This window comes from Novosphingobium pokkalii, from assembly GCF_014652855.1.
Classification (GTDB): domain Bacteria; phylum Pseudomonadota; class Alphaproteobacteria; order Sphingomonadales; family Sphingomonadaceae; genus Novosphingobium; species Novosphingobium pokkalii.
In genome coordinates this window covers 438,799-453,808 of record NZ_BMZP01000001.1, presented here as the reverse complement: position 1 = coordinate 453,808, position 15,010 = coordinate 438,799, and the positions used below count along the sequence as shown (strand labels likewise).

Here is a 15,010-nt window from a genome sequence, read left to right as displayed (position 1 = left end):
TACGCCTTGGGAATCCCAAAAATCACACTTCTGCCAAAGTAGTGCTAGGCAGGCTGGGCCTTTTGGCGTTAAACCGGCCAGCCACGCTCGCTCGCTCGCCCTGTCCAAGGACTTGAAACAGAGCGGTTTCGAGGTTGCCGGCGCGGTCACGGTCCATGCGTTCATGCAGGCAGTTGGCATGGTCGATGACCACGCGCTAGCATGCCCGCGCCGGGCGGCATGCCGCGATGCGGCCCACTGAAGCGGGAGAGGTCTGGGCATGGGGGCTTTTTCGTGTGATCTGACCGGGCGGACCGTGCTGGTCACCGGGGCATCATCGGGCATTGGCCGGCGCTTTGCCGTGATCCTGGCGGCCGCTGGCGCCAAGGTGGTGGCTGCCGCGCGGCGTGGCGAACTGCTGGACGCCGTGTGTGCCGAGATCGCGGCTGCCGGTGGCGAGGCGCAGGGCGTGGTGCTCGACGTCAGCCAGGAGGCATCGGTGATTGCCGCGTTTGACGCGGCGGAGGCGCGCTTTGGTCCGGTCGATACCGTTGTCGCCAATGCCGGGATCAGCCTGCCGGGCAGCGCGCTGGGCCTGGGCGTTGACGATTTCGATGCCACGATGGCGGTCAACGTGCGTGGCCCGTTTCTGACTGCGCGTGAAGGCGCCAGGCGGATGGTGGCGCATGGCATTGGTGCGGCGGGGAGAGGGCGGATCGTGCTGATCGGGTCGATCACTGGCCACCATGCCTATCCCGGCATTGTCGCCTATGGCGCGGCCAAGGCGGCGGTTGCGCAAATGGGACGCTTGCTGGCGAAGGACTGGGCCAACAAGGGCATCAACGTCAACACGCTTGCCCCTGGCTACATGGCGACAGACATGACCAGCGCCCTGTGGGACATCGCCAAGGGGCGCCGCCTGCGCGAAAGCTTCGCGCGCCGGCGGATCATGCCGATCGATGCGCTCGACCCCATGCTGCTCTATCTTTGCAGCGACGCCAGCGCACCCGTTACCGGTGGCGTGTTCACCATCGATGATGGCCAGACCCTTTAACGGGCTGACAGGCCACGCAGCGCAGGGCCGCATTGCCCCGCATGTGTCAGTGGCTAGCTGCCAAGACTGCGCTGGCCTCCGCCTCGGCCACCAGCCGCGCGGCATCGTCTGGCAGGAGCCAGCCTTGCCGCACCCGTTCCGCCGCAACGGATTTCACCCGCGCCACAAAACCGGCGTGGCTGCCATAGCGTTCTTCCAGCGACAGGCGTGGGTCGCCCTTGGCCAAGCGTTCCGCCTTGGTCGCGGCAAAGGGAATGAACCCGCCGGCAAAGCCGCAGGGGCCGCCTGCGCCATATCCCTTGGCCAGCACGTTCCAGCCCAGATAGGTGCCCAGCGGTACGAGATGCTGCACCGAGGGTACGCCGCCGCCCGTCTCGTTGCCATCGCGGTCCACGCGCGGCACCAGCGATGGGATCGTGCGGCGAATGGCGGGTGGCTGCTGCGTGATCACGCCAGACAGATCGGGATAGTCGAACCCGGGACCATAATCGTAATCGAGGAGATCGTTCATCTTGCCATCGGGCACAGGCGCGCCGGGTATGGCCGGCCAGTGCATGGCCGCGGCATGGGGCGGGACAAGATCGCCATGGGCCAGGGTGGGATACTGGCTGGGCGGCGGCGCGCGGCCGGTGCTGACCCATTCGACCAGCCGCTTCAGCAGCGCGCGCATGGTGGGCAGCGACGGATTGGGATTGTTGGGCAGGGCGCATACTGGCGCGCCGGGCCAGGGCTTGTCCCCATCGAGCGAGATGCCGCCGGTGTAGGAACCGCCATGCGTCACGCCAGGGAAGTAATAGCGCCGCACATTGGCCGGGATCGGCACATCGGCGCGGGCATCGGTGCCGACCAGTGCGGGCGACAGGCGCAGCCCCCAGAGTTCGGTGGAGCCGAAGGTTTCCATGATCTTGGGGCAGGTCTGCGTTGCCGTGCAGCGGTCGAGCAGGCTGTGCGTGCCCCGGCCGCGCACCCGATCGGCATAGCGGCTCCACCACAAGGTGCCTTCGCTGCCCGGCTCGAACAGGGTTGCTGCCCCGCCCGGCACGGCAAAGCGCAGGTTGAGCGGCACCTGGCGTGCCGCGATATTGGGATTGGCGCCGTCAAACACGCGATGGCCCGCTTCATCCTGGTTGAAGCCCAGGTTGATGAAGCTCTTGACGAAATTGCCCGATTGCGACGTGCCGCTGACCACGCTCCAGCGCACTTGGCCGGCAAGCGGATTGGGCGTGCCATGATCGTCAGCCTTGGCATGGCGCAGGAAGCTGACGAGATCGCGCGTGGCGGCAAAGCCGATGCCCAGAACCAGCGGATCGCGCGCCTGATAGACCAGCGTGTAGGCGAGCGCCGGGTCAAAGCCGCCCTTCAGGCAGATGCGTGCGGGATCGGGCGAGCCGGGAAACGGCACGGTGCGGCAATCGGCAAAGGCCCATTGGCCCGGTGCGATCGGCTCCAGCGGCGCGGCGTCGCTTGCCTGGCGATAGAGCCTGGCATGGGCGGGGTCGAGATCGACCGGAAGCGGCCGCGGCACGGGGCGGCCGATCCCGCCGGTCAGGCTCCAGGTGCTGCCGGAAAGATCGGTCACGCGGGCCAGCGCCGGCCCGGTCAGCCCCTTGGCGACGGGCACGGTGGCGGTTTGCAGGCCGGGCGCTGGCGCGAGGTCACCCTGCCAGCCGCTGATGACGCGGATGTGGCCATCTTCATCGGGCGCCACTTTGCCGTTACCCCGGTTGGGCACGTCGTAGAACAATACCCCGGAGCCGCGCGCCAGGGGGCGGGCGATGGCAAACGTCGCGCTATAGCCGACGCGGTCGTTTGCCCGGCGGGGGGCCTGGGCAATGTCGGTGATGATCGCATCGCGGCTTGGCGATAGGTCACCATCGAATGTGCCGGAGATGATCTCGTAAGGGCGCTCGCCCGGCTTGGTCGGCGCGGGTGTGCGCGTCTCGATATGGATCGCGGTAACCCGCGCCTGCGCGCTGGTGGCCAAGGCGAGCAGCGCAGCCCCGCCCAACAAGCAGAACCTACGCATCGTCGATCTCCATATCCAGCAGTTGCGCGCCCAGCGTCTTGCCATGGGCATCGAGCGCGAGGGAGCGGGTGACGCCGCCCGAAAGCACGCCATGCAGCACGAAATTCACCGCCTGAAGATTGGGCAGCACGAAGCGCTCGATCCGTCGCGGGCGTAGCGTGGCGAGGTGGGAGGCAACCCGCTCGGTTGTCAGGGTGCGCTCCAACTGGCTGAACTGCGCCGGGCCGCGGGCGAAGACGCAAATCTGCGAGGTATCGCCCTTGTCGCCCGTGCGGGCATGGGCCAGATCACGAAGGCGCATCAACTCACTCCATGGACGATGGAGGGCACCACCGCGCCGCGCGGGACAAGGATGGACGCGACCGCGACCACCTCGCGCAGGGTGGTGGTCACGCCCCCGCCACCCGACGGGCCATTGAGGTAGAGCGCCTCGACCTCCGCACCGATCTCGGCGGCCGTGGCACGATCGGCACAGCGGGCGGCAACGCGCGCGCGCACTTCGGCCGGCTCGGGCGCGCGGCCCGTGGCATTGACCGCGTTCACGCCGATGAGGTCATAGCGGATATCATCCACTGCCAGGCGCTGCATCGCCACCCGTTCGGCCACGATATCGAGCGCCAGTTGCCCACGCGCTGCGGCGCCCGGCCCGGCATAGCTGATCTGCCCTTCGCCGATGAAGCCGTCGCGATAGCCGACCGACACCTTGAGAGTGTCGGGGCGGGGGTGGCCGGTGGCGCCCGATACGGCAATGCGATCGGGGCCTGTCTCCGCCAGGTTCAGCGTGGTGAAGTCAGCCACCACATCGGCTTGCAGATAGCGTGACGGATCAAGTATTTCGTACATTGCCTGTTCGCGGGCATTGGCAAGCGAGAGGCGCCCGCCCGTGCCGGCAATCTTGGTGAGCATGGCAGTGCCATCTTCGTTCACTTCGGCCAGCGGAAAGCCCAGGCGGGCAAGGTCGGGCACGTCGTTGTAGCCAGGATCGGCGAAATAGCCGCCGGTCAACTGGCCTGCGCATTCCAGCAAATGGCCAATGGCGGTGCCGCCGGCCAGCCGCGTCCAATCGTCTTCGGCCCAGCCGAAGGCATGGATCATCGGCCCGAGAAACAACGCCGGGTCGCACACCCGCCCGGTGAAGATCACCTGCGCCCCTTCGGCCAGCGCCTGGGCAATGGGAAACGCGCCGAGATAGGCATTGGCCGATATCGGCTTGATATCGGACAGCGAACCCGTGCGGTCCAGCAGCGCGCAGTCTTCGCCCGCGATGCCGGCCAGCACATCGTCACCCAGCACTGCTGCCATGCGGATGCCGGTCAGGCCCTGCTCTCGCGCGACGGCGAGCGCGGCTTCCATGGCGGCGAGCGGGTTGGCCGCGCCCATGTTGGACACGATGCGCACGCCCCGCGCCATGGCCGGGCCGAGCACGGCACGCATGCGTCGCTCCAGCCGGGGATCATAGCCGGCGGCCGGATCGCGCTGACGCGCCAATTGCGCCAGCGCAATGGTGCGTTCGGCCAGGCATTCAAAGCACAGGAAATCGAGTTCGCCCTGCTCGACCAGTTCAACGGCCGGCTCGATTCGATCGCCGGCAAAGCCGGCACCGGCACCGATGCGTATGGATTTCATGAAAGTCTCACTCATAGGCCGATCAGGCCGATGGCCAGCGCCGCCAGAGTCATCACCAAGGTGGCGCCCAGCAGCCAGGGAAAGGCAAACCGCTGGTGCGCGCCCAAATCGATGCGGCTCAGGCCGGCGACCAGGAATGTTGCGGGGGTCAAGGGGCTGATCGGAAAGCCAACGGTGTGCATGCCCAGCAGCGCTGCCTGCGCCACCTGCACCGGCGGCACGCCAAAGTGGCCGGCCACTTGCGCCACCACCGGCAGCACCCCGAAGTAAAAGCTGTCGGGATCGAATACCACGCTCAGCGGCATGCTGGTGACCGCCACCAGCAGGGGCAGGCTGCGGCCCATGCCGGGCGGCACCAGCGCCACGCTGGATTGGGCCAGCGCGTGGATCAACCCCGCACCGTTCATGATGCCAGTAAAGGCGCCAGCGGCAAACAGCACGCCGGCCATCATCATCGCGGGGCGGGCATGGGCCTCGATCCGGGCGCGCTGTTCTTCGGCATTGGGATAGTTGATGGTCAGCACCAGGGCAAAGGCCACCATGAAGATCACTGCCGGTTCAGCCACGCCGCCGACCATCAGGCCGATGACCGCCAGCGTGATGACCAGGTTGAACCAGAACAGACGCGGGCGATGCAGCGGATCGGCGCCGGTAGCGGTTGGTCCCATTCCTGTTGCCACGGCATGTGCCGCCCCATCCTGCGCCAGGGGCAGGGCTGCAAGGCGGCGTTCTTCCCGCCGGCCCAGCCACCACGCCGCGCCGAACACGAATACCAGGCCCACCAATTGAACCGGCAGCATCGGCGTGAAGATCTGCACCGTGGGAATGTGCAGCGCCGCGCTGGCGCGCAGCGTCGGCCCGGTCCAGGGCAGGAAATTGACCCCGGCGGCAAGCGAGGCACAGCAGGCGAGCACGCGGCGGTCCATGCCCAGTTGATCGTAAAGCGGCAGCATCGCCGGCACGGTGATCAGGAAGCAGACCGCACCAGAGCCATCGAGATGGATCAGCAAGGCCAGCAAGGCCGTGCCCATAGTGATCCGCGACGGCTTGCGCCCCACCAGGCGCAGTACCCCGCCAACCAGTGGCGCGAGCAAGCCAGCATCGCTGACCACCCCGAAAAACAGGATGGCAAAGACGAACATGCCGGCAACCGGGGCAATCTTGGTGACGCCGGCCAGGATCCAGCCGGGCACGCCGGCGCCCAGGCCCAGTGTCGCAGCGCCGATTACCGGCACCAGGATCATCGCTGCAAGCGGAGACAGCCGGTTCGTCAGGATGGCGGCGAGCATGACCCCGATGATGGCTAGGGCGCCCAGCGCCAGGGCGGCGGTCGGCAATGCGGCAGCGGCCAGCATCAGCATGCCCCCTTGGCGCAGAGCACGCGCAGCATGTTCTGCGCCGCAGGCGAGGGGCTGCGCGCGGAAAGATGAGCAATACCGATCACGCGGTCGGCGGCACTATCGTCGAGCAGGTGCCATTCCAGATCGTGTGCGCCCACCATCGGGCGGCACGACAGCGGCAGCGCACTGATACCCAGGCCTGCGGCGATGAAGGCGCCCAGCGTGGCGGGCTGCGTGCATTCATAGAGCGGCCGTGGCGCCAGCCCGGCGCGGGCGAATGCGGCGTCGGTGATCTGGCGCACGCTGCTGCTGGGCGCCATCGCGATGAATGGAGCATCGACAAAGCTGTGCCAGCCGGGATCGACCGGCGCGTGCCCTGCGCGGCACACCAGGGCGCAAGGGTCGGTAAACAGGGGCAGAAAGGTGAAATCCTCGGCCGCGTCATCGGGTGGAGTCATGACCGCCAGATCGATCAGCCGCTCGCGCAACTGTTGATAGATGGTCCCTGCCAGCCCCTCGCGCACGGTCACGTCGACACCCGGCCAAGCCTCGCGAAAGCGGCTGAGCACGGCGGGCAGATCGCCCACCGCGTAGGATGGCAGCACGCCCAGGGCAATGCGGCCACGCTGGCCCGACAGGGTCTGGCCCAAGAGATCGAAGGCATCGTCGAAATCGGCGATCAGCCGCTGGGTCAGGCGGAGCAGGTCTTCGCCGGCCGGCGTCAGCGACACGTGGCGGCGGTTGCGGTCAAACAGGCGGGCGCCGAGGTCTTCCTCCAGCAGGCGGATGGTGCGCGAGAGCGCCGGCTGCGAGATATGGGCCAGTTCGGCCGCGCGGCTGAAGTTCGCCGTCTGGGCCAGGGTGCGAAACTGGCGCAGGGTGGAAAGACTGGGAGTGCGGGCCATGCGAAACCTGTGCGCCAGAGGGAACTGCCGATAGGGCTTGGCAGCAGGCGCATGGTGGCGGGCGCCACGCCCGGCGTCCAGCGGGCAGGAGCGCATGGCCCCTGCCGGCACTGTCGCCACGTGTGGAAACCCGCCAGCCACGATCAGAAACGTGCCGCGATGCGGGCATAGACCTGACGGCCGAACGGATCGGCGATCGAGGGCAGATAGCCGTTGTACTTGGCAAAGCCTGGCGCGGTGTTGAAGATGTTGATCATCCCCAGCGTCAGCGCATAGCGATCGTCGTCGCCGAAGTTCAGGCTGTATTGCGCATCGAACACCGAAAACGCGCTGACCTTGCTGGTAACGGCCGGCACGACGGCGCCGGTGCCCGAGGTGTTGAGGCTTTGCCCATAGTCGTCCTTGACGCCGGCGGTATAGCGCCAGGTCAGGGACAGCGTGTGCGGGCCATAGCCGGCATCGATGCCCGCCACGCTGCGCCAGCGCGGCGCGGCAGAGGAGGAAGTGGGCGACTGCACGAATGCGTTGCGATAGCCCACGCCGTCATAGACCACCGAGCCGATGATGTTCCCATTGGCATCGCGGCGCAGAATGCCGGTGTCGACATCATAGGCCAGCAGATAGGTCAGCGTGTCGCGCAGCGTGAGATGCAGTTGCCCGGCGTCAAACGCATATTGACCCTGGATGTCGATGCCCGACGTCTTGGTGCCGCTGGGGGCGTTGAAACTGGTAACGACCACCGATTGCAGCGTGCCGGTCAGCGGGTCGCGCAGAACTGCGGAGCCATTGGGCGCGGTGTTGACCACCTGCTGCGGGTTCTGCGTCGAAATCTGGTTGTTGAACTGATACTTCCAGTAGTCGATCGAGAACCGCGCGCCGCGTGTCGGCACGAAGGTGGCGCCCAGGTTATAGACCGTGGACGACTGCGGCTTGAGATTGGGATTGCCGTAGGTCTGGATCGTGCGGAACGACGTGGTGCCGTCGACCGGATCGGTGACGTTGACCACGTTGGTGCCGATCAGCGAGGCGGAACCGTTGGCCAGCGAAGGTGCCTGGAACGCCTTGCTGTAGGAACCGCGCAGCGAGAACCAGTCGACCGGGTGCCAGTTGGCCGCCACCTTGGGCACGGCCTTGCTGTAGCCACCGGCGTCTTCATAGCGGCCGGCCAGGTTGAGTGTGAGGCTGTCGATCGGCTGGTAATTGGCTTCGGCGAACACGCTCTTCACCTCGCGCGAGAACGCGGTGTTGAGGTGCTTGCCAAGGAACCCGCCATAGCCGGAGAGCAGCAGGTCGGAGTAGTTGGTGGTCGATTTTTCGCGGCGATACTGCGCGCCAAGGGCCACGTTGATCTCGTGTCCGGCAATGCTGGCCAGCGGGCCGTTCACCACCGCTTCGGCAATGTAGTATTCGCGCTTGAAATCAGTGAAGACATCGCTTTGCAGATTGTAGATCAGCGAGGGATCCATCTGCGACAGGTTGGCCTGGAACGGGCTGTAATAGAGGCAACTGCCCTTGCCGGGCACCGAACCGCTGCCGCCACCCAGGAAGTTGGTGTTGCAGTTCGGCCCGCCATAGCCACGCAGCGCGGCCTGGAACATGTTCATGTCGGTATCTCGATCGCGCGCGATCGTTTGCGACGCGGAATAGGTGGCGGTCGCGAGGTACTTCCACCGCCCGACCAGATTGCCGCGCGCGCCGAGCACATAGTGCTGCTGGTTCACCGTATCGCGCATCACGCGATAGTCATATCCGCCCGGAAAACCCTGCGCGCCGATCGCACGGCCATAGAACAGCACGTCAACGCCAAAGGGGTTGTAGGGGTTGGATGCCGGCATCGTGGCATTGCCCGCGTTCTGGGCATAGGACGGCACGCCGAACCGCTCGGAATCCTGGTGGTAATAGCTCAGTTCGGCAAACAGCGTGTTGGCGTCGTTGATATCGAACGTGGTGTCGTTGTGGATGTTGACGCTGCGCGCACGCGGGCGGATCGGGTTCTTCGGCTGGAAATTGTAGAGGCAGTTGCCAAGGCCAAAGGTTGCGCCACCAGTGGGGGAATAGATGCTGTTGGTGCCATCTGCGCCGCAATTGGGATCGACCACCTTGAGCGTGCCGGTGGCAGACTTGTTGGCATCGTAAAGCGCGGTGTAATCGTTGCCGTTGATCACCACGTGGCCGCCCGTGGCGGTGAGCGGGCGGCCGGTCAGCAGATAGCTGCCCGGATAGCCGGCTGCGGTGGGATTGAAGAAATTGGTGACGGCACGGTCGGAGTTCTGGAGATTGTCCTGAAACCGATAGGACGCGGAGAGCACGGTGTGGAAGCGATCGTTGCCCACGCCCATCATCGCCTGCACGTTCCACGCCGGGGAATCGGCGATGCTGGTGAACTGCGCGCTGGTCTTGAATCCGTTGAACTTGGTGTCGGTCAAGACGTTGAACACGCCTGCCACGGCGTCGGCGCCATAGGTCGACGATGCACCATCGAGCAGGACTTCCACCCGCTGGATGGCGATGTCGGGCGTCAGGCTGTTGAGGTTGACATAGTCGTCGCCCGCCTGCGGCGTCACCCGGCGGCCGTTGAGCAGCACGAGTGTGGAGCCCGCGCCCAGGCCGCGCAGGTTGGCCGAGCGGGTATCGCGCGTATCCGCGCCGCCCTTTGACAGGTCCTGCAAGCCGCCGGTGCTGCCCACGTTCTGCGGGATGAAACGGGTGAGATCACCGATCGAGGACGAACCGGTGCGCGCGATCGCGGCGTTATCGACCGCGAGAATGGGCGAGGCGCGGTTTTCCTGGCGGATATTGCCAAGGTAGGAACCGGTCACGACGATTTCCTGCGGCTTGGCTTCCGGCGCGGATTGATCGCCAGCCGGCACTGCCTGCTCCGGCGTCGCCTGTGCCGCTGCCGCGCTGTGCCAGCCCATGGCGCCCATGGCGAACGCCGTGCCGACGAGCAGATTACGCTTTATCCCGTGATAGCCCTTCATGTGCACCTCCTGATCACCATCGGTGGGAAGGCGCAGCCAGGGATGCCGTCGCAAAACGCGGCGTGCCATCGTTGCTCTCCCCACCATGGCGGTGTTTTCTTGTGGAGGCGCAATGGCGGACGGCCACGATCAAGTGAAATACAATTGGTCTATCGTCTTATAACGCAGAGTTATGAATATCCGGCGGAACGCAGCGACAGCTCTACCCGCAGACCTCCCTGGCGCCCTTCCGCCAGGTTCAGTGTGCCGCCGTGCAGCGCCACCAGATCGCGTACGATCGCCAGGCCAAACCCGTCGCCCTGTGGCGCTTCATCGAGGCGCACGCCGGGCTGAAGTGCCAGTTCGCGCAGATCGGCGGCGATGCCCGGGCCATCGTCTTCGATCGCTACACGCGTCCGGTCTCCGTCTGCCCGGGCCGTGATGGCAATGGCCGAGCGGGTATGGCGGGCCGCATTGTCGAGCAGGTTGCCGAGGATTTCCGACAGATCGTGCGCATCAAGCGACACGGCAAGCGCGCCGGGCACATCGATCGACAGGGCCAGGCCGGGGTGAAGCGCGCCGATCACCTGCACCACATCGGCGATCGCCGGGGCGAGGGGCGTGCTGGCGCGATGCGCCACTGCGGCGGTGCGGGCGCGGGCGAGGTGATGGCGAATGACCTCTTCGATCCTGGCAATCTGGGCGGTCGCGTGGGGATCACCGTCCACCGTCAGGGCGAGGGTTGCCACTGGGGTTTTCAGGGCATGAGCAAGATTGGCGGCAGAGGCGCGGGCGGCCTGCAATGCGGCAGCACTTTCATGGGACAGCGCGTTGAGTTCCACCGCTAGCGGTTTCAGCTCGGACGGTTGATCCTCGTCCACGGTGGTGCGCGCACCTTGGCGGATCTGGCCAAGCTGATCCCGCAGCGCGGCAATCGGCCTGAGCGCCAGGCGCAGTTGAAACAGCGCGGCCAGCATGAACAGAACGGCCAGCACCGCGATCACCGATAGCAGCGGAACGAGTGCGGCGCGGATGGGCCGGGCGATCACTTGGGATGGGGCGGCGGCGATCAGGGTTACCGTCCCCCGGCTGGTGCGGATCACGGCCTGCCGGGCATGAACGCGACCGCCGCTATCGCGGCCATCGCGCGGGTCAGGGGCGGATGGCGCGGGCAAAGGGGCGGCTTCCGGCGCGGGCGCGCCGGGGGGCGGCGGCGGTAGCGGAGGAGGAAGCGGTGCCGGATCGAGCGTGGGAAAATCCGAAGAGCCGATTTCGCCATCCGGCCCGATGATCCGCCAGCGCCAGTCGGGGCGCAGCGTCATCACGCCGATCTGGTTGTCGATGCGGGCGCGGTCTATCGTGCCATCGTCACGCACCGCACTGGCCATCACCGCAATCTGCGCGTCTAGCCGCTGGTCCAGCCCTTCGGTCACGAACCGGGTGAGAATGCCGGCGATCGACCATGCCGCGATGACGAGCGCAAGCACGGCAGCGATAGCCGACAGGGCCAGCATCCTGGCCCGCAACGACCGGGGCTTCATGCGGATGCGCCGCTCGCCGTGAGGCGATAACCCCGCCCGCGCACGGTTTCGATCAGGCTGGCGCCGATCTTGCGCCGCAACCGCCCGATGATCACATCGAGCGTATTGGAATCGACGTCGGCATCGCCTTCATAGATGCGCTCGATCAGGTCGAGCCGCTCGACCACGGCTTCGCGCCGCATCATCAGTTGCGACAAGACGCGCCATTCAAACGCGGTGAGCTTGAGCGGCAGGCCGTCCAACTCAAACTGCCCGGTCTGGCTTTCGAACACCAGCGGGCCGCAGACCATCTGCGGATTGGCATGCCCGGCCGAGCGGCGGACGATGGCGCGCAGGCGCATCATCAGCTCCTCGATGCGGAACGGCTTGGTGAGATAATCGTCGGCGCCCGCCTTGTAGGCAGAAACCTTGTCTGCCCAGGCCTCGCGCGCGGTCAGGACGAGGACGGGAACGGTCTTGGCGCCCTTGCGCCATTCGGCCAGCACCGAGGCGCCGGCTTTGCCAGGCAGGCCAAGATCGAGGACAACCGCATCATAGGGTTCGGTCTCGCCCAGGTGCTGCGCATCGATGCCGTTGTCGACCAGATCGACCGCGCAATTCTCGCCGCGCAGCTTGCGGGCAATCGCCTCGCCCAGGTCGGGATCGTCTTCAACAAGCAGGATGCGCATGGCCGCTCCATACCGCCGCAGGTTAAACCGAACATGAAACGCCCGCTTCAGGCTGCGTCGGACAGGGCTGCATAGAACGGGGCCATCGACAACCCAAGGAGTTGAAAGATGGTCGATTGGAAAAATCCGGTTGGGCACATCCCACACCGTGTGAAGCTGGCCAGCGGCATGGCCGTGCTGCTTGCCCTGGGCGGCGCAGCAGGGGCCGGGGCAGTTGCCTATACCCGTCCGCCAGTGGAAATGGCCCCGACCGTGGCGACAGCGATTGCCCAGGTGCCACAGCGCAGCGGCATTACCACGGTGAAGGGCAAGGTCGCCGAAGTCTATGGTGATCGCTTCGTCTTGCAGGATGGCACGGGCCGTCTGCTGGTCGATGTCGGCCGCGATGGTTCGGGCCAGGTCCGCGCGGGCAATGCGCTGATGGTGCAGGGCCGGTATGACAACGGCCAGTTGCGGGCATCCTACCTTGTCGATCCGCAGGGTGGCGTAACCCAGGTCGGGGCACCGCCGCCGCCGCCGCCGCATGGACCGGGCCGTGATGGGCCGCCCCCGCCCCCGCCGCCCAATGGCGCCGGGGCGCCGCCTCCGCCTCCGCCGCCGGCGCCGGGCGATGGTGCGGCTCCCCCTCCGCCGCCTCCGCCGCCCGCCGCCGGTGCGAATGGTGCGCTCGGCCAGCCAAGGCCGGGCACGCCTCCGCCTCCGCCGCCGGTGGCGCCCGTGACGCCCGGCGCAGCGACCAAGTAATCTCGCCGCACAGCCGCGCCCCTTGGTGGCGCGGCTGTCGTGCGGTCAAAAGCTTACGGCGGCTGACAGGCGCAGCGTCCGCGCCGCGCCGACATAGAGTGTGCTGCCGCCGGTTGCCCAATAGCGGGTGTTGGTGACGTTGTCGGCATTGGCGCGCAGCGTCATCGTGCGGCCCGCCGCCAGGGCAAGGCGATAGCTGGTACCAAGGCTGAGCGTCGCATAGGCTGGCAGCACGCCCTGGTTGAGCACATCGGTAAAGCGCTTGCCGGTGTAATAGACGCCTGCGTTCAGCCCCAGCGGCAGCGCACCAACAGGTTGCCAGTTGACGAAGGCCGAGCCGGACCAGCGCGGCGCATTGTCCACCAGCTTGCCGTCTTGCGCGGCCACCCCGGTTTGCCGCTGGCGGGCGACAAGATATTGCCCGGCCAGCGCCACCGACACGGTCGGCACGATCGTTCCCTGGACCGAGGCCTCGATCCCCTGGTGCAGGGCGCGGCCGTTGACGACATAGGTGTTGGTGGCCAGGTCGGTATAGGCAAGGCCGCGGTTGATGCGGAACCAGCCGAGCGAAAGCAGCAGGCCGCCCGCTTCGGCGCGCGCGCCCAGTTCCACTTGCCGGCTGCGCACCGCAGGCAGCACGCTGCCGGCATTGGTCGTGCCATCCGGCGCGGTGCCGGCGCTTTCCAACCCCTCGATATAGCTGAAGTACAGGCTGGTCTTGGGCGTGGGGCGCAGCACGAGTGCGCCGGTGGGGGTCCAGGTGCGCAGGGCGAAATCGGCGCTGCTGGTGCGGGTGCGGTAATCGACGTGTCGCACGCCCGCGATCACCAGCAGTTTTTCCCCGATATGCGCCTGGTCCATGGCATAGAGACCGGTATCGATGTTCACGCTGCCGGCGTTGAGCCGCACTGTGGTGGGCACCAGCGCCGAGAGCGGCAGCGCCAGCGGCGCATAGAGGTTCTGCTTTACCGCTGCATAGCTTTGCGGATGCTGATCTTCCTGCACCTGCCGGTTGCGGGCATAGCCGAGCAGCAGTTCGTGGCGGATACCCAGCGTCTGCGCCTCGCCGGCCAGTTCGGCCCGCCAATAGAGATTGGCGTATTCCTGATCGGGGGTATAGGTCGCCGCGATCGTGCCGGCGCCGGTCGCCAGGTTGTATTTGCCGATATTGGCGATCATGCGCTGGCGGCGGGTGTTGGCATAGCCGCCCTCGACACGCACCGACCAGGTTCCGGCCAGCCGATAATCCATGCGACCCAGGGCATTGGTCACCCATGTGCGATAGGGCGCGTTGACTGGGGCATAGCGGTTGTGCGGGCTGGGGATCGCGGGCAGCGTGATCACGCCGTTGACCGCAGCGGGCAGGGTGATGCCGCCCGGCTCATCGGTCGCGCGGCGATAGTGTTCGACATCGAGCTTGAACGACAGCCGATCGCTCGCCTGCCAGTCAAACGCCCCGCTGGCGAGATAGCGATAGCCGTTGACGCCATCGATCGGCGTTTCGATGTGCGAACCATAGGCGTTGATGCGGATGCCGATGGCATCGCCTGCACCAACCTTGCGGCCGATGTCGAACCCGCCGCCCACGCTGCCTTCGGCATCGCCATCGACATAGAGGCTCGTCACCGGGCGATCGCCAGCGCGCTTGGTCACCACGTTGACGATGCCTGACGGCGTGCTGAGCCCGTAATAGAGCGCGGAAACGCCCTTGAGCAGCTCCACGCGCTGCTTGTTTTCCACCGGGATCGGGCCGAGATTGATGATCTGCAACGCGCCGTTGAGCCGGTAGTTGGTGCGCGCGTTGAGCAGGACGCCGCGTGCGGCAAAGTTGTTGCTGGTGGTCGGGCTGGTCGATTGCTGGGTAATGCCGGGGGTATTGCGCAAGGCATCGTCGAGGCCCTTGGCGCCTTGGTCATCCAGCATCGCGCGGGTGATCACCGCCACATTGGCCGGCGTATCGAGCGCGGACTGGTTGCGGAAGGCGCCCACTTGCACCACCTGCGCGCGATAGGGCGCTTCCTGCCGTCCCGTCACCACGATCTCCTCGTCCAACCGGCGTTCGGCCTGGGGGGCTTCGCCATCCGGCGCAGCAAGGTTGGGAGCAGCGGTGGCGGCAGCGACGCTTGCGGCGGCCGCCGACGCGAACAGAAACGGCATGATACAGGTC

General features: G+C 66.6%; 12 protein-coding genes. 3 read left to right on the top strand and 9 right to left on the bottom strand.

Annotated features, from left to right (window positions below):
• Both IE191_RS01980 and IE191_RS01975 read left to right on the top strand, forming a co-directional pair.
• Positions 1 to 241, top strand: a 241-nt coding sequence (locus IE191_RS01980; RefSeq protein ID WP_191322647.1) for a DNA-3-methyladenine glycosylase I, incomplete at its 5' end; no start/stop codon positions are given.
• An 18-nt stretch (positions 242 to 259) separates the two neighbouring features.
• Positions 260 to 1,033, top strand: a complete 774-nt coding sequence (locus IE191_RS01975; RefSeq protein ID WP_191322646.1) for an SDR family NAD(P)-dependent oxidoreductase — start codon at positions 260 to 262, stop codon at positions 1,031 to 1,033.
• A gap of 46 nt (positions 1,034 to 1,079) precedes the next feature.
• On the opposite strand, the gene IE191_RS01970 is transcribed toward IE191_RS01975, so the two are convergent.
• The 8 genes from IE191_RS01970 to IE191_RS01935 form a co-directional block, all read right to left on the bottom strand.
• Positions 1,080 to 3,059, bottom strand: a complete 1,980-nt coding sequence (locus IE191_RS01970; RefSeq protein WP_191322645.1) for an alpha/beta hydrolase domain-containing protein — start codon at positions 3,057 to 3,059, stop codon at positions 1,080 to 1,082.
• Positions 3,052 to 3,360 carry an AtuA-related protein gene (locus IE191_RS01965; protein WP_191322644.1) on the bottom strand — a complete coding sequence of 103 codons (309 nt, stop codon included), beginning with the start codon at positions 3,358 to 3,360 and terminating at the stop codon, positions 3,052 to 3,054. The genes IE191_RS01970 and IE191_RS01965 overlap by 8 nt, the downstream gene beginning before the upstream one ends.
• Positions 3,360 to 4,685 carry an acyclic terpene utilization AtuA family protein gene (locus IE191_RS01960; RefSeq protein ID WP_191322643.1) on the bottom strand — a complete coding sequence of 442 codons (1,326 nt, stop codon included), beginning with the start codon at positions 4,683 to 4,685 and terminating at the stop codon, positions 3,360 to 3,362. Before IE191_RS01960 ends, IE191_RS01965 begins: the two co-directional genes overlap by 1 nt.
• 11 nt (positions 4,686 to 4,696) lie before the next feature.
• The gene (locus IE191_RS01955; protein WP_191322642.1) at positions 4,697 to 6,040 is read right to left on the bottom strand and encodes a CitMHS family transporter; all 1,344 of its coding nucleotides are present in this window, start codon (positions 6,038 to 6,040) and stop codon (positions 4,697 to 4,699) included.
• Positions 6,040 to 6,930 carry a LysR family transcriptional regulator gene (locus IE191_RS01950; RefSeq protein ID WP_191322641.1) on the bottom strand — a complete coding sequence of 297 codons (891 nt, stop codon included), beginning with the start codon at positions 6,928 to 6,930 and terminating at the stop codon, positions 6,040 to 6,042. The genes IE191_RS01955 and IE191_RS01950 overlap by 1 nt, the downstream gene beginning before the upstream one ends.
• Positions 6,931 to 7,073: 143 nt before the next feature.
• Positions 7,074 to 9,911: a TonB-dependent receptor plug domain-containing protein gene (locus tag IE191_RS01945; protein ID WP_191322640.1), complete on the bottom strand. Its 2,838-nt coding sequence runs from the start codon at positions 9,909 to 9,911 to the stop codon at positions 7,074 to 7,076.
• A gap of 170 nt (positions 9,912 to 10,081) precedes the next feature.
• A complete protein-coding gene (locus IE191_RS01940) occupies positions 10,082 to 11,431 on the bottom strand; it encodes an ATP-binding protein (protein ID WP_191322639.1) in 1,350 nt (449 codons plus the stop codon).
• Positions 11,428 to 12,099, bottom strand: a complete 672-nt coding sequence (locus IE191_RS01935; RefSeq protein ID WP_191322638.1) for a response regulator — start codon at positions 12,097 to 12,099, stop codon at positions 11,428 to 11,430. Before IE191_RS01935 ends, IE191_RS01940 begins: the two co-directional genes overlap by 4 nt.
• Positions 12,100 to 12,207: 108 nt before the next feature.
• Here IE191_RS01935 and IE191_RS01930 point away from each other — a divergent pair, with 108 nt between their 5' ends.
• Positions 12,208 to 12,843 carry a hypothetical protein gene (locus IE191_RS01930; RefSeq protein WP_191322637.1) on the top strand — a complete coding sequence of 212 codons (636 nt, stop codon included), beginning with the start codon at positions 12,208 to 12,210 and terminating at the stop codon, positions 12,841 to 12,843.
• A 45-nt stretch (positions 12,844 to 12,888) separates the two neighbouring features.
• Here IE191_RS01930 and IE191_RS01925 read toward each other — a convergent pair whose 3' ends face one another.
• Complete coding sequence (locus IE191_RS01925) at positions 12,889 to 15,000, bottom strand: TonB-dependent siderophore receptor (protein ID WP_191322636.1); 2,112 nt, start codon at positions 14,998 to 15,000, stop codon at positions 12,889 to 12,891.
• Between the last annotated feature and the right edge of the window lie 10 nt (positions 15,001 to 15,010).

Excerpts from the sequence above, each read along its gene's own strand:
- IE191_RS01975 (WP_191322646.1), top strand. The coding sequence starts at position 260 with ATGGGGGCTTTTTCGTGTGATCTGACCGGGCGGACCGTGCTGGTCACC.
- IE191_RS01970 (WP_191322645.1), bottom strand. The coding sequence starts at position 3,059 with ATGCGTAGGTTCTGCTTGTTGGGCGGGGCTGCGCTGCTCGCCTTGGCC.
- IE191_RS01965 (WP_191322644.1), bottom strand. The coding sequence starts at position 3,360 with ATGCGCCTTCGTGATCTGGCCCATGCCCGCACGGGCGACAAGGGCGAT.
- IE191_RS01960 (WP_191322643.1), bottom strand. The coding sequence starts at position 4,685 with ATGAAATCCATACGCATCGGTGCCGGTGCCGGCTTTGCCGGCGATCGA.
- IE191_RS01955 (WP_191322642.1), bottom strand. The coding sequence starts at position 6,040 with ATGCTGGCCGCTGCCGCATTGCCGACCGCCGCCCTGGCGCTGGGCGCC.
- IE191_RS01950 (WP_191322641.1), bottom strand. The coding sequence starts at position 6,930 with ATGGCCCGCACTCCCAGTCTTTCCACCCTGCGCCAGTTTCGCACCCTG.
- IE191_RS01945 (WP_191322640.1), bottom strand. The coding sequence starts at position 9,911 with ATGAAGGGCTATCACGGGATAAAGCGTAATCTGCTCGTCGGCACGGCG.
- IE191_RS01940 (WP_191322639.1), bottom strand. The coding sequence starts at position 11,431 with ATGAAGCCCCGGTCGTTGCGGGCCAGGATGCTGGCCCTGTCGGCTATC.
- IE191_RS01935 (WP_191322638.1), bottom strand. The coding sequence starts at position 12,099 with ATGCGCATCCTGCTTGTTGAAGACGATCCCGACCTGGGCGAGGCGATT.
- IE191_RS01930 (WP_191322637.1), top strand. The coding sequence starts at position 12,208 with ATGGTCGATTGGAAAAATCCGGTTGGGCACATCCCACACCGTGTGAAG.
- IE191_RS01925 (WP_191322636.1), bottom strand. The coding sequence starts at position 15,000 with ATGCCGTTTCTGTTCGCGTCGGCGGCCGCCGCAAGCGTCGCTGCCGCC.